Here is a 17,098-nt window from a genome sequence, read left to right on the forward strand (position 1 = left end):
TCACTTCACCGCCGGGAGCTGCCCAAGGGCGATGGTCTGGTGCCGGTGCAGGTCGAGTGCCTCGACTTCCTTCTTGCACACGTCGCAGTTGAACCGGTGATCCTCCCACAGCGCGTCACAGTGGAAGCATCCTTCGCCGTCCTCCTGCGGTGTCGGGTAGAGCCGCAGCTCCGCGTCCGACCCACTGACCAGAACGAGGCGGCATGTCTCGTAGTCGTGCGGAACCTGCCGGACCCCGAGCTTGACGATGTCCCCATCAATGAACTCGGGATGCGACCAGCCCCACTCGCGCAGCGTTGCCCCCACGTTCGCTGCTACCGACTTCGGCAACTCGTACTTCTCGGCCAGGTGGGCGGCGAGCTTGGACTCCGACGGCGACTTCTCCCCGAGCCCCAGCCACTTGCCGCACGAGTCGCACCGCTCGTCCGAGATCACCGCGTCGCCGATCTCTGGGATCTCGTGCAACTCGGTCTGAACCGTCTGATCCGTAACCACCTTGGGGAAATCCCCGCTGTCCCAGGTGCGTTCGTCCGAGAAGTCGATGCCCAACTTCCCAGCGGCCTTGCGGATGGCCTCCTCGTACGCCTTGCCGCGCTGGACCTTGATGCCGGCCGCACTCATGGCCTTGATCGTGCAGCCGGGGCACAGGTTCTCGGCGTTGAACGTGTAACCGATGACCGCCATCAGTAGGCCCCCGCCTTCTTGATCTCGCTGCCACATCGGGGGCAGATGGTCTGGCCCTGGTCGTTCTGGATCTCGTCCAGCGAGAAGGGGTCGCCGACCGGCCTGACGCCCTCCTCGTAGTAGCGCCAGCGTGTGCCGTCCTCAGTCTCGAACGGGTGCTGGCCCACGCACGCGGGCTGATTGGCCTCGCACACGATCCACATGTGGTTCCAGGAGAAGAAGTTCTCCATCTCGTCGCACGTCAGCTCGTGGAATTCGGGGTTCCTGACGGACGTCCCCTCCATGAGCGCCACCATGCTCGTTCCGTCGAGCTTGAACAGCAGGTAGCTGAAGTCGTCGTAGAGTGGGTTCTCCTCGTTGGCGGTGTTGTCCATCCGCAACGCCTCGACCCCGCCACCGATCCAGTGCGGCGCCTCCACCTGGTACAGCCGGTTGTCGTTGTCCTTGTTCGGCTGCGTCACCAGCCATTCGAGGAACTGCACCGGGCCGTAGGGGTACTTGACGGCGTCGGATTCCTCCCACTCCGCGAACAGCTCGTTCAGCTTCTCGGCCGGGGTGCACCGGTCCTCGATCCATGCGGTCGTATCGATCAGTAGGTAGCCGGTTTCGATGCTCGCCTCGACCGCCATGCTCAGACCTCCACGATTTCGGCGTTGTAGACGTACGGCGCGTTGTCGTTCGCCCGGTCCTGGTAGATCCCGGCCTCACCCCAGCCGATCGGGAAGGAGAATTCGCGGCCGTCCTTGTAGAGCTGCGCACCCCGTTCCCGAACCTCGACCTCCATCACGTGGCCGGCGACCTTCATGTGCTGGCACACCTCGGAGTGCGGCAGCTTGTGCCTGAATCGCTGGCCGATCTTCAAATCGACGCGCTCATCCATGAATTCCCCTCCTGGACTGCGAATTTGATGGCTGACAGGTGGTGACAGCGCGCGGGTTGCGGTGCAGTCCCCGCGCGCTCTCGTCGCCGGTCAGGCGTAATAGGTCACCTGGATGCTGATGAATCCCCGGTATGCCTCAATATTGACGTTGAGGTGGAAGTGCTCGGACTCTTCATCCTTGAACTCGTCCAGCCGCCGCTCGATCCGCTCGCGGCAGGACTCCAGCTCGACGCGAGTGCAGCACTCCAGGCCGGCCTCGGTCCCGTCGCACTCGTCACACGCGCCCTGGCCGAACTCCTCCATGCCGGAGAACCGGGCGTCGTGCTCACGCAGGACCGCAACCAACTGCCGGGCCACGTCATCCGGCCACTGGTGCTCCTTGCGCTCCGGATCGCCGATCAGGTTGAGCTGCTGATCGCCGGGCTTACGGCTCCAGCGCTCCGTGATGACCAGGTAGAAAGCCATCGGTGTTCCTCCATTCGACGGACATCCGTCGGTATGTCACACAAGCGGAAGAGCGGCCCGACCTCACACGGTCGAACCGCCCTAGTTCACTCGAACAGCCGAGCCAATTGGCTCGAATGGCCTACGCCTCCGCCAGCGGCTCCATGCGCGAGACGGTCATGGTCAGCGGCGGGTGCTCGAACGTGGGGTGGAGCTGGGCGCCGACGCTGTCCTGCTGGGTCAGCTTCTGCCTCGCCCCCACCGAGAACGCGTGGGCCATCCGCCCGTAGGTGTCGCGGAACTCCTCGCGCTCCGTCCCCGCAGGGAGCTTCGCGGCGATCACGTCCAGGAGCTGGCGGATCGACGCCGTCAGCTCGATCTCGTGGATACCCTCGACCGGCTTGGCAAGCGGGTTGAAGGCGTGGTCGGCCGGCGAGAACTCGATCTTCACGTGCATGCGTTGCTCTCCTCGTCGTTGATGTGAATGGGGTGGCTCTCGGCCGCCCCGCAGTACATGCACCCGGCGTCCATGCCCCACGTCAGGTACTCGTCGAACTCATGCGGGATCTGCTGCCACGAGGTGATCGGCTGGCCGAACTTGGGGTAATGGTTCTCGTTCGGCATCCCCACGAATTCGGCCGAGAGCTTCTCGACGTCAGACCGCCGGAAGGTGCCCTGACCGCCACCGTCGGACTTGAATGCCGAGACTCGGATCAGCTCGCCGGGCGATGCCGCACCGAGCAACGTGTTGACCACCAGCCCTCGCCGTCCAGCGACCCTCACCACGTCGTACAGATACGCGGTGTGCACCGGGCACCCGGGGACCTCGTCACTTTCCATAGCTGCTCCAATCGGCGCGCGTTTTGGTGCCGTCCTTGATTGCCCGCCGTCGGCCGGCCAGTCGAGCCACCCGATCGTGCGGCCACGCCAACGCCCGCATGGTGTCGTCGCCGTCGAGGACCCAGCCAGCCACCCACCAAATGCCGTCCTGATCTTCGACATACCGGACGGCCCCGTAATCGACTGGCTGCGCTTCCACGATTCGGTGCCGGCACCTGGGAACCCTCGCCCGGCCTGGCCCGTAGTTCTCCACCAACAGCCGGTTGCCCCGGCGTTCGGCGGCCATAGATCCCGCCATTTCCACCCCCAATCCAGCCGTGCGGGGTGCACAGCCACGCCGACCGACCGGCAGCGGCCCGCCGATCAGCGAAGCCATCTACACCTGCGGCTTCCTTGCTCGTTTCTTGGTTTCCGGCTTCGCCCGCGCCACCGGCTGCGGCCTCTCGCAGCGCTGCCAGCCGTCCGCTCGCCGGATCAACTCGGAGTTACCGTTGCCCCAATCCCACGGCTGCACCAGGTACCGGCCGTCGCCCTCGTAGCGCTCGACCTTGGCGGTGTGCCACCGCTCCCGCCCCTGTTCCCGGTCGTACCAGTCGGTCACGTTCCGGGTGATGAACTCGTACGCGTGCAGCCGGTCATCCGGCACTCCGAGCCCCGCCGCGTGATCGCGGCATCCGTCCAGCACCACGGACCAGTCCCCTGACCACGACCACCCCGTGCACTCCGGCCCATGGATCACCAGCCGATCAGCGCGCAGCGCGTGTCCGTCCGTCGGGCCCTTGATCGCGTCCTGCCGCCAGGTCGTCACGCGGTACGGCTCGCCATGAACGGTAAACATCCACCCGCCGTGCTCGCGCTCATCCAGCGTCTCGCCAGCGCACAGTTCGACCAGGGCGGCCAGCCGCCGGGCCCGCGCCTGTGGCGCTTCCATCAGTGCCGGCCTCGTCGGTGCAGCCAGGAATGCCGGCCATTCAACCGGAAGTTGGTTCTCACGCTCGACCGAGATGGCCTCTACCCGTACCAGCGTCGCCGACTGGTGCGGATAGGTGACCACCGTGGTGCCCCACCCGACCTGGACCATCTGCTCACCGTCGCTGCGCTCCCACAGCGCTGTGACGACTCCGGTCTGGGTGACATCGGACCGTGGATGCCCGCTGCGTACGGTGTCGCCGACCGCGAGCTTTTGTCCCCACAGCTCCCATCCGTATTCCGGGATGGGCTTTTCGGCTGCCGGGCGCACGGCGTGCTCGAAGCAGATCGCCAGCGTCCGTACAGACGTTTTGCCGATCGACTCGCTGTCCACTCCGCGCAGGATCTTGATATCGACGTTCTGGCCGTACTCCCCGTCATTGGTGAAGACGACTTCGCCTTCCCAGCCCCACTGAACGCTCCGGACGTAATCACCGACCGCCAGACGTCCGGTGTCGCGAGGGTTCACCCGACTCGCCATATCCCTCCTTCGACTCTAAGGCTTGCCAGCCATTTCAGGCCCCAAAAACAGAGAGGCGCACCAGAGCATCAATCGCGCTCTGGTGCGCCAGGTGAACGGCTTAGGTTTGCGGTGTCGACCGGCCATCAGCGGAAACCAATTTTTATCGGCTCGGTACGCTGCGGGATCGGCGCGTCCGAGAACTTCTTCCGCAAAGCACGGCGGCGGCGCTCGCCCTCAGCAATCGCCGCCGTTTGCAACTCGCGCGCCAGTTCCTGGCGCTGCGCCTCTGTCATCGTCCAACCGCCCAGCGGACGAGCTCTATCCCAACAAATCCCACGAACGTCCACGCGAGGATCTCCGCAGCGACGGCCGCGATCGCGAGCAGGATTTTGCGATTCTTCATTGTCAGTCCTCCTGCGGCTGAGGCTGGTAGGAGCACGGGTGGCACTTCCCCGAGCCCGGGTCTTCCGGGTCGTAGCGCCAGGTGGTCTCCAGCCCCGGGGCGCTGCGCCCGTCGTACGACCGGCCGCTGTTACCCCCGCCGGTCGGCACGGTGCTCGGCGCGGCCCAGGTGCGGCGCGGTGCGGGGATTTCAGGCACCCCCGGCCGCAAGGCGCCCGTGCGACGCGCGACCGCCTTAGCCAGTCGGTCCCGCTTGTACTGCTTGAGTGCTTCCCGCAATTCGCGGTCAGTCAGCTTCCGCCCCATCACATCTCCTTGAGAACACGTCGCAGGTTGGCCACCTGCGCACGCACGTGACTCGCGTCCTGGCCCTGTTCTTCCAACCCCCGCGCAATGCCCGACCAGAAATCCCGGGCGGCGCGCATTCCGACAACCGTCGTCAGATCGAAGCTAGGCCCGTCCGAGAAGTAACCCCCGTTGGTCGAGTACCCCATGCCGCGTGCGTGGCTGCCGGGCGCGTAGGTGGGCGACTGCTGATAACCGGCGGGCCTGCTGCTACGGATGACGCGCTTAGGCGCCTTGAGCTGCTTACCGGTGTAGCTCTGGTGACGGACGTTGCGCCCGACCGCCGGTGCCTGATTTGCTCGGCCACCCTCCGGCGCACGCGCACCGCGCAAGTTCACCTTGCCCCGGTAGTCCACGCGGACCGGGCCCGCTTTGTGACTACGCGATTCGTCGTCAGTAATGATGCGAATAGCCATGCTCCACCCCTCACGAGTGCGAACGAAACAAGCGCGCTTAGCAAGGTTCGAACTTGCTCCCCAAACCACAGGGTTTCCACGAAATTAAGCGCCCCGTTCTCTGGGCATGCATACGTGATCTGGATACGTGGCGCCTGTAACCAACAGCCATCCGGCATCAGGTTTAGGGTTCACCACCGGCGACGGCATCCCCACCGGGGCCCATCGCTTGATACTGCGCCGTTTTTCTCCGGATCACTGGCCATCCGGCCCCCTAGGAAAATCACCAGAATCCCCGGAGGGAAGCGGCAGATATCCCTACTCCGGCCATAAGGCCCAGTGCGGGAGATGCGCGCTAGACAGGGAGTCCACCCCGGCGTTGGTAAGGCCACAGACCGCAGAGACAACGTCTCCGCCCAGCCCGGTACCTATCTCCGCCGTTCTGCCATTGCACGCCCGACGCGGGGCAACGTGCCAGGATTGCAGTCACTATCAGCCGGAAAGCTTGGGAGCACGGAAACCGCGCGGGTACGGCCGACAGGACACCTAACGTCCCACGTATCACAGGTATCGCTATAAGCGGTTTTGGCCTACCCTCCACTTGCCCGCTTGCCCGTAAGGGAGCGCAGCTACCGCCAGAGCCGGACAGAGCCGGTGTGCACGGGGCCTAAATCGGCGCAGAGGTAATAGGGGCTTTCCGCCCGTCGTTGTTTTTCCACTGGCACGCATAACGCAGAGAACAGCCGCTAGCGGCGTACCGGGGTCGGGCGCTCCCGTGTCGGACCCTGCCAGGCCCGCTGCCCTGCCTCACCTCCTGCGCCCCCCGCCGCCGCCCCCGGTCGGGGCTGCTGTGGTGCGGTGGAACGAAAACGACTGTAGGCACGTCCCGGGGACGTGCCTACAACCAATACGTCCCAAAATGTCTGAGTCTCTCAACAAAATCCCTGGTCACAGCCGTGCGTCAACGAAAAAGAATCTTGGAAAATAGTAGAATTTCTCACAATGCGAGACTAAGTTACTTGCCTGTAGGCATGAGATCACCGGCTATGCACGGATGAAAATAGACATTCCTCTCATGCCTGTCTTGCCCTAATTTGCCGCGTGACTCACGCCACATTTTGGACGATTGTCTTAGGTCGCAAAGCGGGACATACAGGGGTGCCTGACCGCCCTCTCGCCACGCCCGCCGCACCCCGCCCGGCCGTCGGGGTGTCGAAATTCGGGGGTGCCCCATACGGCCCCCTTGCTACGACTCCCCTGTAGGCCACAGACACGCCTGCAAGCCCCCTATGGCAGGCTGCGGCCGCGCTCGGGTGCGCGATACGCGAGTGGCATGCTCGGGCGCCTGCGCCCCCTTGCGAGCTTGTGAATATCCCCGAGGAAATCATTTGCTAGCACTCCCGCGCTAGCCGCCAGGCGGGGATGTCCGGCCGCTGGCTCCGGCCTCCGCGCGGGCACTCGCGTCCGCTATGAGGACAGAGGCATTTACCACTGGAAATGGTCTAGACATGAGTACGCAGAGGTCTGGACCGGCGAGCGAGCAACTCAGACGCGCGCGCAGATTGGTCTAAACCAGGGCGGCGCCCCGTGTCGGCTACGCCGGATTCAAGGCAGTGCACCCCAGAATGACCACTTATGCCCGAATTCACTTAACGTAATCAGGTCACGTCAAGCACGATTCCATAACGCCTTTTTGGTGATCATGGCGGAATTGCGCATAAAGAGTGGAGAAACAGCCCGATTAACAGGTTAATCAGGTCCCCATGGGGGCAAAGTGGGACATTCAGGACCATGTGAGTTTCGCCACATTTCACAAGAGAACTAGGGCGAAATAGGGCAGACCCCCACCATTAAGTGAAATTTCGGACAAAAGCCGCCCCTGGTGGCTGGGATAGGCCGCAACTCTAGCCCGGCCGGCAGTGTCAGGCAGTGGCCAGGCCCGCCGGCGCTGCTACCGCTTGTCGTCCAGGACGAAGCGCAGGGCCTGCTCCAGGGCCTCCGGGCCGCCGGCCGTGTTGATGGCGGCGATGAGGTCGCCGTAGCTGGTGCTTCGTGGAACGTCGGCGTAGCTCTCGCCCTCGGGGAGCTTGAAGGGCGCCTGCTGGCCCGATTTGCCGGCGAGATGGTTGGTCATGAGGACGAAGGCGGCTGCGGCGGTTCGGATGAGCTGCGTGGCATCTCCTCGCGTCAGTCCCGTGGCGTCCTCGTTCAGGCAACGGGTGCAGCGGGCGGTGCCGTAGCCGGAGAGCTTTTCGCTTCCGCCGGGGCCGCGCCGGGGAACGTCGGCCTCCTTGAGGAGCGTGTAGACGTCGCGCTCGTAAAGTTGGACTTGCAGCTCCTTGGTCGCCCAGCTGGCGACCTGCCGGGCGCCGTCGCCGCGCACCTCGTACTGGTGAATGATCGCGCGCTTCTGGGCTTTTGAGAGTGTGTCGATCTTTCGCACCCTCCGACGCTAGCCCGCCTCATGGCCTCGGCGTCTGCGAATGCGGAGTATCAGACCACTCGCAGGTGCCGGGTGCCGGGCTGGCCGGCTAGGAGCACGAGCGCCTCTGTGATGAGGCAGATGCGGTGGAGTTCGAGCAGGAGCCCCTGGACGGTGGGGTGTTTGACCTCCTCCTCCGGGGAGACGGGCGTGAAACAGACCTGGCAGGGGATCTCGTTCATGCGAGCAGCTCCGCGAGTGCCTGGTCGGTGTTGACGTACTCGTGCTCCTGGCCGACGGGGACGACGCGGTAGGTGTGCCAGAGGAAGTGGCTGAGGTCTCGCCTTTCCACGAGGAGCAGGGCCTTCCCTTCGGCGCTGTGCAGTTCTACGGCGACGGTCTCGGAGGACATGGGCATCACTCGGACGTCTCCGAGGCCGGCCGGCATGTCGATTCCGGCCGCGAGCAGCTGTCGGGCGAAGACCCACTCGACCTCTTCGGGGTCGGTGGTGGTGGTCGGCTCCAGCGAGTACTCGGCGGGGAAGTAGGCGTGGACGGCGAGGGGGTCGCCGCTGCTGTACGTGAGCCTGACGGTCATGGGTATGGCGCGGGTGATCGAGACGACGAGGCGCGTTTGGAGGTTGAGTTCGACAATGGTGGCCATCGGTTCTCCCGGAGTTCGGCGCGGAGAGATAGGTTCGCGGGTCGATTTCTGTGTCAGTCCGCGAATTTGCTGCATGGCGCGCGAAATGCGGCGCAGCGGAGTTGTGGGCGATGGGTGGGTGTGAGCGTCGCCCTGTATACGTAAGAGTAGAGATCGTGGTGATGATGCGGTACCTGACGGGTGCACAGAATCTGTCGCACCTGCGCACAGCGGTTGGGCCGTGCGGGTGGTTTTGAGAAATGTTGTTTTGAGTGTGTGTCAGAGTTGCTTGTCTGTACCTGGTTTGCCGGTGCGTGGTGGTTGGGCGTAGCAGTAGGGCCGGTCACGTGGTGACCGGCCCTACTGGTGGTTGATTGTCAGGCTGGGTTTGGCCAGGCCATGTCGGAGCGGCTGAGTCGGACGGCCGCTGCCTTGATGGCGTTGATGTACTCCGGGGGTGCCTGGGGCATGACGGTGGCGGGCTTGAGCATCAGGACGCAGCCGTAGACGCTGTCCTCGTAAAAGACGGGTACGGCGATCGAGTTCCATCCCGGCATGCACTCCTGGCGGCCTAGCGCGTATCCGACGTCTCGGACGTGGGCGAGTGACGCCCGGAGATCTTCGGGGTCGCGGATTGCTCCTGGGCCAGCCTCGTCGGGCAGGGGAGCGGCGATGACGCGTTCCTGTACGGCTGGGGGGAGGAACGCCAGGATCGTGCGTCCGCTCGCGCCGGTGCGGAGGCTGCGTGTGACGCTGAGGACGTCGCGGGGGGTCATGTTCAGCTCGACGAGGTCTGAGTCGCCTACCTGCATCAGGACGCACTGGCGGCCGATGGGCAGGTGGGGGGCCAGCATGTAGAGGAAAACCAGGCCGTCGTCTGTGTCCTGGCGGGCCTGGGCGAGTGCGTGTTGCATGGCGTCGAGGTCGTCGGTCGCTTCCAGGGCGCGGTACGCGAGGTCCGCGACTCCGAGGCCGAGGTCCCAGGAGCCGTCTTCATGGTGTCTGAATACGCCTTTGGGGGCCAGGCTGTGCAGGATCCGGCTGGCAGTCGAGTCGTCGACTCCTGCCTCCTTGGCGATCTCGCCGGTTCGGGCCGGGCGTCCGAGTCTAGCTATCGCTCCTTGTATCAGAAACGCGCGCTCGGCATGGCTGAGAGCCACCTCCTACCCCCTCCTTCTTCTCCTCGTGCTCGGTGGCACGGGTTGGTGCTTGTCTCTGTGACGCCCGTTCAGGCTCGTCGGTTCGCAGGCTACCGCCGTATGTCAAGGAGCAGCTTGCCGGTGGTCTTGCGGTCTGCCAGATCGCGGTGTGCCTGCGCTGCCTCCCCGAGAGCGTAGGTGTGCCCGGTGACAAGCCGCAGGTCACCGGTGCGGACGAGTCCGTAGAGGGCGTTCATGCTGGCGGGTAGTGCAGTGCGCAGTGCGTACAGGTGCGGTAGCCAGAACCCGGAGACGGTCAGTGAGCGCTCCAGGATCGTGCGCATGGAGATGTCCTCGATTTGGCCGGAGGCGTAGCCGTAGACGGCGAGGCGGCCCCTGGGGGCGAGTGCGTCGGCGAGTGCGTGGAGTGTGGGGCCGCCGGTCATTTCCAGGGCGACCTGTACGGGGCCGCCTGCTGCTTCGATGATGCGGTCTGTCAGGCCGTCGGTGGTGGAGGAGTCGAGGGCCGCGTCCGCTCCGAGTTCGAGGGCGAGGGCTCGGCGTTCGGGTGTGCTGGCGAGTGCGATGACCTTGGCGCGGGCCAGTTTGGCCAGTTGTACGGCGAGGGTGCCGAGGCCGCCGGCGGCGGCTGGGATTACGACGGTTTCGCCGGGGGTCAGCTTGGCGGTGTTCAGCAGGATGTGCCAGGCGGAGTTGCCTTGGAGGGCTAGGTGGGCGGCTTGTTCGTCGGTGATGTCGTCGGGGACGTCCCAGGTGACCGCGCGGTGCGCGAGGGCTTTTTCTGCGTACCCGCCGCCCTTGGTCAGTGCGGCTACTCGGCGGCCTTCGGGTGTTGTGCCGACGAACTCGTTGCCGAGGATGTAGGGCAGCTCGACGGGTGCGAGGTAGGTGTCGGTTGCGCCGTGTAGGTCGGCGTAGTTGACCCCGGCGATGTGGACATCGATCAGCCGGTGGCCGGGGCGTGGTAGTGGGTCTGGGTAGTCCTCCTCCAGCTTCAGCTCGTCTGCTCCACCGAATTGACGTATGACGACGGCCCTCACGGCTCTCCCTAGGTCGGGTGGTTCCGATCGGGCTACAGGCTAGGTCATCGACTGGTATGAACCAACTGGCTGATTGTCCGTCACATTGCTTTCTCGCTGGGCGAGAAGGCGCACTGTGTGCTTTCTCGCTGGGTGAGAAGGGGGGCGGCGCGGCTTCTCACTGGGTGAGAAAGGCGGGGCGGTATCTCACTGAGCGAGAATGCCGGCGGCATCGCGCAGGGTGGGGCCGTTCTGACAGGCCGTGACACTTGACGGTTTTTTATTGACCGATTCTGCGGTTTTTCCTAGAGTTCCCAGCGTCGCGATAATCGGCTCGCGTGCACCTTTTGGCCATGCACGCGTCATCCAAACCACCACCAGTACAGAACTTTATGTCAAATCGCGGAAAAATCGCAAGTGCGGGGCGGCCCGACCGCAGCCCACCTAATGGCGGTCGCTGCGGTCGATTGGGGACTTAAATGGCTACTCTAGGGTTTCTCGTCAGTAGACCTGGCATGGACATTCAACTCGTGGATTCGAGCTACTCCGCCCGCAAGGTGGAGGGGCTTCGCGACCTCGACCGAGGTGTGTGGAACACCAAACTGCGCAACCAGCTGGCCATCACCGCCGGCGGCTGGGCCGACGACCGAGCCCGCTGCGACAAGTGGGTCGACAGCCTGGTCCACCACGGGGCGTCCGGTGTGGCCGTCGTATGCGCCAACCACACCGCCCCGCTGGCTCTCGCGGCAGCCGCCGGTGCGCGGCAGCTGCCGATTCTGACGGTCTCCCCCCGCGTCTCCTGGACCGAACTGGCCGATTTGATCCACCGCGAGCAGCTCGACCGCCTTCGCGAGGAAGTGGCGTGGCACGACGAGCTGCTGGAGCACATCAGCCCCAGGACGGGCGTCGACCACACCGCGCGTCTGGTACGTCGCCTGGCGCGTCAGATCGACGGCCACGTCCTCCTCGTGGACTCCCAGGGCCGCCCCACAGTCACAGCCCCCGAGTACGATCGCGGACACGTAGCGCGGTGCGTCCTCACGCAGGCCCGCAGCGCGATCCACTCGATCGCGACCGGTGCCCTCGCCTCCGGCCGCCTCGATGTGGGCAACCTTGAGGTCCGGCTAGCCGCAGTCGGCACACAGCTTCCCCGCTCCGTACTCGTCACCGCGCGCGTCGCACCACACGAACCGTCGCTGGTCCACGCCCTCGCACACGCCACTGAACTGCTGGCCCTGCGCCAGTACCTCCAGGAGACGCACCGCGCGGAGCAGAGGCAGCGACGCACCGCCTCCGCACTGCGAAGCGCCGTGTTCCAACTGCTCGTCAGCGGTGAAATCGCCAAGGCCCAGCGGGTGGCCGGCGCGCTGTACCCGTCTGTACTGAGGGTCGATCAGGTACGCGTCTACATCCTGCAGGTCCGGCCCGCCGAACGGAACGATGTCGCGGACAAATGCAGCGCCGCCCTCGGCGAGGAGGCGCTGGCCGTGCGATGCCCGATAAACGAGGAGCACGTGATCGTCGTCGCCCCCCAGGGCGCCACGGACAGCCCCGATTCCGCAGGAACACTACTCGGCACCATGGTGGCCGAGATGAACGACTGGTCACTTGGGGCCAGCGACATCGTCGCCCTGGAGTGGGTGTCCCAGGGGTACCGCAACGCGCTGCGAGCCCTCGCGTCAGCCCGGCAGAACCCGGCGCGCGCCGCCACGTACCAGGGCCACCAGTGCCTGGTGCCCACCCTGGACGGTCGCGCCGAGCACTGGGCGTTGTCTCTGCTGGCCCCCGTCCTGAAGCAGGACCGGGCCGAGCGTGACGCGCTGCTGGAGACTCTCAGGCTCTACCTGGAGGTCCCGATCAGAGGCGTCGCCCAGCTGATGGGGGTGCACCGCAATACGGTTACCGCCCGACTGCGCAGTCTTTCGCAGCTCCTCCGCATGGACCTGGAGGACGTCCGGGCGAGGGCCGCCCTGTCACTCGCCCTGGAGCTCATGCCATCGGGCGTGGCCCCGGCGCCCTCACTCCCTCTTGAAGGGGAGCGGCTGCACCTCGCGGATCTACTGGCGACGGCAGAGGTACGGCAGTGGGCCAGGTCACTGCTGGCTCCGGTGCCCGACGAGCTCATGACGACGCTCCAGGCATGGGTGATGTGCAACGCCCACACCCAGCGAACCAGTAAGCAGCTGGGCCGGCACCCTCAGACCGTCCGGGCGCACCTTCGGGCGGTGCTCCCGATTCTGCAGCGGGACCTTGTCTCACACAGCGGCGATCGGCATCTGGTGGTGCTCGCTGTCGCGGTGCTGCACGGGTTCGCGATTCCGGAGCCGCGCGCACTGACGGACGAGGTTCCTCGGCAGCGCACCAGCTCACTGCATGTGAGGGGCTACGAAGGCACCGTTACCGCTCTGTGCGCGTGAGTCCCCGACGGCCTCGGCCAAGCCCCTGGCGGGCGCGGCCGAGGCCGCGCCGATGTCGCGCTGCTCGGCCTGGGCGGCGGCGAGCTCGGTGTGTCGGGGATCACGGGCGAACGTGTACTGCGGCCCAAGATTATCTTCTGGTATAAATACAGCCAGGGGGGGCTGTCAGCGGTCGGCTGATGGCACCACCGGGGCACAGGGGAGATACATCGAATGGACAGGCCGACCGCGACAGCGGAACCGGGACGCCGCGAGCGCAACAAGCAGCGGATAAGGGAACGCATCTACCAAGCCGCCCTGGAGCTCGCTGCCGAGCAGGGTTATGACGCCACGTCGATCGATGCAATCGTCGAGCGCGCCGACGTTGCGCGAGGGACGTTCTTCAACCATTTCCAGCGCAAGGAAGACCTCATCACGGAATGGGGCGAGCGGCGGCGGGCCCGGCTCAAGGCCGAGTTGGAGGGTGACGTGTTCACGGAGGGGGGCGAGTTCGAACTCCGGTTGCAGCGCTGCATGACAGTGCTCAGTCGGATCAACGAGGAAGAGCGGAGCACCACGCCAGCCATGTTGAAGGCGTGGGTGCAGGCGGGCCAGCCGATGCTGGAGGAGCCGTTCGCCGCGTTCTTCTTCGCCGGGATGGTCGAGCGGGGGCAGGCTGGAGGGGAGTTTGCCCCCGATATCGACGCACTCCTGGTGGGGAATATCCTGCGGGACACTTACCTGGGCGCGGTCTACCGCTGGACGCGAACCGAGGGGTACCCGCTCGCGAGCGAGCTAGAGGCGATCCTCGCCGTCGTTCTGAACAGCATCAAAATACGCCCCGACGCGGGCTCCTCCTGACGTCCTGTCCTCACAGTGAATGCGCGAGGGGAGTCAATGCCACACGAACTCACCGACCGGTTGGACCACCGAGGGAGCGCAGTCAGGGAGGGCTGGCGCGTCCTGGTAGTGGAGAGCGACCCATACGCCGCCGACCGCCTAGTGCAGAGCCTGCGCCGGCACGGCCACGAGGCAGCCAGTGTCGACAGCGGCAGCAAGGCGCTTCGCGCCTACCACCGGACCGACATGGTGCTGCTCGATCTCGACCTCCCCGACCTGGACGGCCTGGAGGTCTGCCGGGAGATCCGAGCCAACTGCGACACACCGGTGATATCCGTGACCGCCCGGGGCAGCGAGCTGGACCGGGTCCTCGGCCTCCAGGCCGGCTTGGACGACTACCTCGTCAAGCCCTACGGCTTCCCGGAGTTGATCGCCCGAATGGAGGCCGTGATGCGACGGGTCAGGCCGGGTCCCGCCGTTGCCCCGCCGATCACTCACGGCTCACTACGCATCGAGTCCGGCTGCCGGGAGGTCAGTATGGACGGGCAGTTGGTCGAACTGACCCGCAAGGAGTTCGACCTGCTGCACCTGCTCGCCTCGAAACCCGGCTCGGTGGTCTCGCGGATGCAGATCGAGCGCCAGGTCTGGGGCAACGCCGAGGTGAGCCGCAGCCGCACGATCGACACGCACGTCAACAGCCTGCGCAACAAGCTGGGTTCGGGCAGTTGGATCGTCACCGTGCGCGGAGTGGGGTTCCGCTTCGGCCACGGCTGACGGTACGAGGCGCCGGCAGTGCGCTGAACGCATCAGAATCCGAGGACGGGCCCCCGCATGAGGGAGCCCGTCCTCCTGCGTTCGCAGCCGTACCAGCCATTATCTCAGGCTATTTTCCCAACCCTACGGTGAGTTGATCAATTACCGACTCACCGGGGGCGCTTTCATGCCCGATGGCATCCACGTGCTGCCGGAGCCGCCGTGGCAGGCGGTGCGGTTCCACAAGGCCGGCCCGCCGGCTCACTCGGCGCACTTCGTGACCACACGCGAGGTCGCCGAGTGAGCTGGCGCGACTTCAACGAGCGCGTCGCCGTCCGTGCCACCCGCATTTTCGGATCGATGGCGACGACCTATCTCTTCTTCGCCTACGGCTTCCTCCCCATCCTTTTCCCCGCAGCCATGAGCACGCTCCTCTACTGGAGCAACACCGTGCAGCTGTGGAGCTTGCCGCTTCTTCTCGTCGGCAGTTCCGTCGTCGGCCGGGCCAGCGTCCAGCAGGCCAAGGAGACGCACGACGCCGTGCTCGACGAATTCAAAGTCCTACGGGCCCTGGTGGCGGAACTCCAGGCGGCCCGCTCAATGACCCCCCTTCCCGCTGAGGAGAACAACGGATGCAGCTCGTAACCCGTACCGAATGGGGAGCCCCCGCCGAAACTCCAGCCGCTGATCTCCCGACTGCGCTGGGCGTGGATGTGCACTGGATCGGCGGCCCGTACACGACCCCCGACCACTCCCAGTGCGCCGCCGAGGTCCGGGCAATTCGCCAGGAGCACCTCTCCGACCCGGTCCAGCACTGGGTGGATATTGCCTACAATTTTGTCGTCTGCCAGCACGGCTACGTTTTCGAAGGGCGCGGCCTGCACAAGGAGAGCGGCGCCAACGGCAACCAGACCGTGAACCACGCGCGGTACGCGGTCTGTGCAATCCAGGGCACCAACGAGAGCGCGGGCGACACCCTGCTTCAGGGCCTCCGGGACGCCATCGACTACCTCCAGGCCAACGGCGCCGGCGACGAAATCCGGGGCCACCGCGACGACTTCAATACAGACTGCCCCGGCGACGAATTGTACGCCTGGGTCCAGGCCGGCGCCCCGCGCCCTGGCGGTGGCGGAAGTCCCACGCCGACTCCCTCACCGAGCCCGTCAGCCGGCCCGGCCTGGCCCGGTGAGTACCTCGCGCTGCGCACGCCGATGCTGCACGACGACAACGTCCGGACCTGGCAGCAGCGGATGCGCGACCGGGGCTGGTCGATCACCGTGGACGGCTGGTACGGCCCCGCATCGGCCAGCATCTGCCGCCAGTTCCAGACGGAGAAGAACCTCGACCCGGTGGACGGCATCGTCGGCCCGGTCACCTGGGGCGCCGCCATGCGCACCGACAACATCACCTGACCCGACCCACGCCTACGAACGAGGAGGTCAGCCTTGACTGACGCCGCACGCCGAACCACCCGAACCGCTCTTCAGGCCACTCTCGGGCTCCTGGCCGGCCTGCCCCTGCTGATCCACACCGCCGGCCTGCCGGATACCGTGCCCGGCCTCGGAGTCGTACTCGCCGTCGCCGCCGCAATCACCCGACTGATGGCGCTCCCCGTGGTCGACCAGTGGCTGCCCTCGTGGCTGCGCACCGGAGCCACGGCTGCACCCGCCGGGCCGGCTCTCGATCCGACGCAGGTCACCCCGCCGTCGAACTGACAGCTCGGAACTTCGAGGGCGCCAGCTTGGAGCTGGCGCCCTCCCCCGTTCGGCCCGACGCCGATGCGCCTCCGCCGTACGAGTGATTCGCAGAGCTAGGGTCAGCCCATGACGCCCGCACCCACGGCCGGCGCTTCAGCACCGGCCGGCATACCCCTGCACTACGCCCCCACTCCGAATGCCCGGCGACCCCGCTGGACGTACCCCGGCGACTACGGATTTCCCGAGGAGCTGCTCACCCTGGTCCGTCGGGCGTGGCGCGAACGCGGGGACTACGACCCCGAGCACCAGGACGTGGAGGACGGCAGGGCGGCCGTCGCTATCGTGGAGACGCTCCTGTACGTGTACCCCGAGATCGGGCGGTCCTGATGTTCCCCTCAGCTGGCCGTCTCCCGGCACAGCAGCCGGGATTACCCAAGGCCCCGGGTCCGAGCGCATGGTGGGGGAAACACCGAGGAGGATCCGATGCCGCTCGTCTCACGCACCGCGTACGGCTGGTGGGGGGCTCGATCCGCCACACCGGATCCACCACGAGTCGGCAACTGGCCTTCCGAACTCCCGGACCCGCAGACGACGCCAGCGCTCCAGGCCGCCAGTCTTCCCCGACTGTCGGCGCAGCCTGGAACGTCGCCGGTACGTGGCCGGCCGAAGCCACGTCAGCTCGGTCTGGAACCTGGGGTCGCCCCGACCGGCGAGCCATCGATGGGTGCCAGCCGCAGCTCGGTCTT

24 protein-coding genes are annotated in these 17,098 nt (G+C 65.9%); 7 read left to right on the forward strand and 17 right to left on the reverse strand.

All coding sequences use genetic code 11. The features are described from left to right. From UK12_RS36885 to UK12_RS40010, 17 genes are all read right to left on the reverse strand, one after another. Positions 1-684: a hypothetical protein gene (locus UK12_RS36885; RefSeq protein WP_052682128.1), complete on the reverse strand. Its 684-nt coding sequence runs from the start codon at positions 682-684 to the stop codon at positions 1-3. Beyond that, entirely contained in the window at positions 684-1,313 is a 630-nt protein-coding gene (locus UK12_RS24580) for a hypothetical protein (RefSeq protein ID WP_045305306.1), read from the reverse strand. The genes UK12_RS36885 and UK12_RS24580 overlap by 1 nt, the downstream gene beginning before the upstream one ends. A 2-nt stretch (positions 1,314-1,315) precedes the next feature. Then, positions 1,316-1,564, reverse strand: a complete 249-nt coding sequence (locus tag UK12_RS24585) for a hypothetical protein (protein WP_045305307.1) — start codon at positions 1,562-1,564, stop codon at positions 1,316-1,318. Between the two features lie 90 nt (positions 1,565-1,654). Continuing rightward, positions 1,655-2,029, reverse strand: coding sequence for a hypothetical protein (locus UK12_RS24590; protein ID WP_045305308.1), 375 nt, complete (start codon positions 2,027-2,029; stop codon positions 1,655-1,657). 121 nt (positions 2,030-2,150) lie between these two features. Next, entirely contained in the window at positions 2,151-2,465 is a 315-nt protein-coding gene (locus UK12_RS24595; protein WP_045305309.1) for a hypothetical protein, read from the reverse strand. Further along, on the reverse strand, positions 2,456-2,848 hold the full coding sequence (locus UK12_RS24600; protein WP_045305310.1) for a hypothetical protein: 393 nt from the start codon (positions 2,846-2,848) through the stop codon (positions 2,456-2,458). The genes UK12_RS24595 and UK12_RS24600 overlap by 10 nt, the downstream gene beginning before the upstream one ends. Further along, entirely contained in the window at positions 2,838-3,224 is a 387-nt protein-coding gene (locus UK12_RS39990; RefSeq protein WP_156178903.1) for a hypothetical protein, read from the reverse strand. Before UK12_RS39990 ends, UK12_RS24600 begins: the two co-directional genes overlap by 11 nt. Then, on the reverse strand, positions 3,225-4,286 hold the full coding sequence (locus UK12_RS24605; RefSeq protein ID WP_156178904.1) for a hypothetical protein: 1,062 nt from the start codon (positions 4,284-4,286) through the stop codon (positions 3,225-3,227). Between the two features lie 137 nt (positions 4,287-4,423). Then, a complete protein-coding gene (locus tag UK12_RS39995; protein ID WP_156178905.1) occupies positions 4,424-4,573 on the reverse strand; it encodes a hypothetical protein in 150 nt (49 codons plus the stop codon). Positions 4,574-4,685: 112 nt separating this feature from the next. Beyond that, complete coding sequence (locus tag UK12_RS40000; RefSeq protein WP_156178906.1) at positions 4,686-4,880, reverse strand: hypothetical protein; 195 nt, start codon at positions 4,878-4,880, stop codon at positions 4,686-4,688. A 107-nt stretch (positions 4,881-4,987) separates the two neighbouring features. Beyond that, positions 4,988-5,443 (reverse strand): hypothetical protein, encoded by a 456-nt coding sequence (locus UK12_RS24615; protein WP_045305313.1) that lies wholly within the window; start codon positions 5,441-5,443, stop codon positions 4,988-4,990. A 1,930-nt stretch (positions 5,444-7,373) separates the two neighbouring features. Then, positions 7,374-7,865, reverse strand: a complete 492-nt coding sequence (locus UK12_RS24620) for a hypothetical protein (protein ID WP_045305314.1) — start codon at positions 7,863-7,865, stop codon at positions 7,374-7,376. A gap of 50 nt (positions 7,866-7,915) precedes the next feature. Beyond that, positions 7,916-8,086, reverse strand: coding sequence for a hypothetical protein (locus UK12_RS40005; RefSeq protein ID WP_156178907.1), 171 nt, complete (start codon positions 8,084-8,086; stop codon positions 7,916-7,918). Continuing rightward, the gene (locus tag UK12_RS24625; RefSeq protein WP_045305315.1) at positions 8,083-8,508 is read right to left on the reverse strand and encodes an SsgA family sporulation/cell division regulator; all 426 of its coding nucleotides are present in this window, start codon (positions 8,506-8,508) and stop codon (positions 8,083-8,085) included. Before UK12_RS24625 ends, UK12_RS40005 begins: the two co-directional genes overlap by 4 nt. A gap of 356 nt (positions 8,509-8,864) precedes the next feature. Next, entirely contained in the window at positions 8,865-9,647 is a 783-nt protein-coding gene (locus tag UK12_RS24630) for an IclR family transcriptional regulator (protein WP_045305316.1), read from the reverse strand. A gap of 89 nt (positions 9,648-9,736) precedes the next feature. Further along, positions 9,737-10,687 (reverse strand): quinone oxidoreductase family protein, encoded by a 951-nt coding sequence (locus tag UK12_RS24635; RefSeq protein WP_045305317.1) that lies wholly within the window; start codon positions 10,685-10,687, stop codon positions 9,737-9,739. Between the two features lie 186 nt (positions 10,688-10,873). After that, positions 10,874-11,032, reverse strand: a complete 159-nt coding sequence (locus UK12_RS40010; protein WP_156178908.1) for a hypothetical protein — start codon at positions 11,030-11,032, stop codon at positions 10,874-10,876. 149 nt (positions 11,033-11,181) lie between these two features. Here UK12_RS40010 and UK12_RS24640 point away from each other — a divergent pair, with 149 nt between their 5' ends. The 7 genes from UK12_RS24640 to UK12_RS24670 all read left to right on the forward strand — a co-directional run bounded on the left by UK12_RS24640 (position 11,182) and on the right by UK12_RS24670 (position 16,739). Continuing rightward, the gene (locus UK12_RS24640) at positions 11,182-13,083 is read left to right on the forward strand and encodes a helix-turn-helix domain-containing protein (RefSeq protein ID WP_045305318.1); all 1,902 of its coding nucleotides are present in this window, start codon (positions 11,182-11,184) and stop codon (positions 13,081-13,083) included. 213 nt (positions 13,084-13,296) lie between these two features. Beyond that, a complete protein-coding gene (locus tag UK12_RS24645; RefSeq protein ID WP_045305319.1) occupies positions 13,297-13,923 on the forward strand; it encodes a TetR/AcrR family transcriptional regulator in 627 nt (208 codons plus the stop codon). A gap of 36 nt (positions 13,924-13,959) precedes the next feature. Next, a complete protein-coding gene (locus tag UK12_RS24650; protein WP_045305320.1) occupies positions 13,960-14,676 on the forward strand; it encodes a response regulator transcription factor in 717 nt (238 codons plus the stop codon). Between the two features lie 279 nt (positions 14,677-14,955). Then, positions 14,956-15,300, forward strand: coding sequence for a hypothetical protein (locus UK12_RS24655; RefSeq protein WP_052682130.1), 345 nt, complete (start codon positions 14,956-14,958; stop codon positions 15,298-15,300). Next, the gene (locus UK12_RS24660; RefSeq protein ID WP_045305321.1) at positions 15,288-16,067 is read left to right on the forward strand and encodes a peptidoglycan recognition protein family protein; all 780 of its coding nucleotides are present in this window, start codon (positions 15,288-15,290) and stop codon (positions 16,065-16,067) included. Before UK12_RS24655 ends, UK12_RS24660 begins: the two co-directional genes overlap by 13 nt. Positions 16,068-16,100: 33 nt before the next feature. Beyond that, positions 16,101-16,370 carry a hypothetical protein gene (locus tag UK12_RS24665; protein ID WP_045305322.1) on the forward strand — a complete coding sequence of 90 codons (270 nt, stop codon included), beginning with the start codon at positions 16,101-16,103 and terminating at the stop codon, positions 16,368-16,370. A gap of 108 nt (positions 16,371-16,478) precedes the next feature. Beyond that, positions 16,479-16,739: a hypothetical protein gene (locus UK12_RS24670; protein WP_045305323.1), complete on the forward strand. Its 261-nt coding sequence runs from the start codon at positions 16,479-16,481 to the stop codon at positions 16,737-16,739. The last annotated feature ends 359 nt before the right edge of the window (positions 16,740-17,098 follow it).

The sequence above is a fragment of the Saccharothrix sp. ST-888 genome, from assembly GCF_000955975.1.
GTDB lineage: Bacteria > Actinomycetota > Actinomycetes > Streptomycetales > Streptomycetaceae > Kitasatospora.

What these genes read in the sequence shown, in the direction of transcription:
- UK12_RS24645 (WP_045305319.1), top strand. Translation starts at nt 13,297, where the DNA reads ATGGACAGGCCGACCGCGACAGCGGAACCGGGACGCCGCGAGCGCAAC.
- UK12_RS24640 (WP_045305318.1), top strand. Translation starts at nt 11,182, where the DNA reads ATGGACATTCAACTCGTGGATTCGAGCTACTCCGCCCGCAAGGTGGAG.
- UK12_RS24580 (WP_045305306.1), bottom strand. Translation starts at nt 1,313, where the DNA reads ATGGCGGTCGAGGCGAGCATCGAAACCGGCTACCTACTGATCGATACG.
- UK12_RS24590 (WP_045305308.1), bottom strand. Translation starts at nt 2,029, where the DNA reads ATGGCTTTCTACCTGGTCATCACGGAGCGCTGGAGCCGTAAGCCCGGC.
- UK12_RS24650 (WP_045305320.1), top strand. Translation starts at nt 13,960, where the DNA reads ATGCCACACGAACTCACCGACCGGTTGGACCACCGAGGGAGCGCAGTC.
- UK12_RS40010 (WP_156178908.1), bottom strand. Translation starts at nt 11,032, where the DNA reads ATGACGCGTGCATGGCCAAAAGGTGCACGCGAGCCGATTATCGCGACG.
- UK12_RS24660 (WP_045305321.1), top strand. Translation starts at nt 15,288, where the DNA reads ATGCAGCTCGTAACCCGTACCGAATGGGGAGCCCCCGCCGAAACTCCA.
- UK12_RS39990 (WP_156178903.1), bottom strand. Translation starts at nt 3,224, where the DNA reads ATGGCTTCGCTGATCGGCGGGCCGCTGCCGGTCGGTCGGCGTGGCTGT.
- UK12_RS24615 (WP_045305313.1), bottom strand. Translation starts at nt 5,443, where the DNA reads ATGGCTATTCGCATCATTACTGACGACGAATCGCGTAGTCACAAAGCG.
- UK12_RS24585 (WP_045305307.1), bottom strand. Translation starts at nt 1,564, where the DNA reads ATGGATGAGCGCGTCGATTTGAAGATCGGCCAGCGATTCAGGCACAAG.
- UK12_RS24595 (WP_045305309.1), bottom strand. Translation starts at nt 2,465, where the DNA reads ATGCACGTGAAGATCGAGTTCTCGCCGGCCGACCACGCCTTCAACCCG.
- UK12_RS24625 (WP_045305315.1), bottom strand. Translation starts at nt 8,508, where the DNA reads ATGGCCACCATTGTCGAACTCAACCTCCAAACGCGCCTCGTCGTCTCG.
- UK12_RS40005 (WP_156178907.1), bottom strand. Translation starts at nt 8,086, where the DNA reads ATGAACGAGATCCCCTGCCAGGTCTGTTTCACGCCCGTCTCCCCGGAG.
- UK12_RS24600 (WP_045305310.1), bottom strand. Translation starts at nt 2,848, where the DNA reads ATGGAAAGTGACGAGGTCCCCGGGTGCCCGGTGCACACCGCGTATCTG.
- UK12_RS24670 (WP_045305323.1), top strand. Translation starts at nt 16,479, where the DNA reads ATGACGCCCGCACCCACGGCCGGCGCTTCAGCACCGGCCGGCATACCC.
- UK12_RS36885 (WP_052682128.1), bottom strand. Translation starts at nt 684, where the DNA reads ATGGCGGTCATCGGTTACACGTTCAACGCCGAGAACCTGTGCCCCGGC.
- UK12_RS39995 (WP_156178905.1), bottom strand. Translation starts at nt 4,573, where the DNA reads ATGACAGAGGCGCAGCGCCAGGAACTGGCGCGCGAGTTGCAAACGGCG.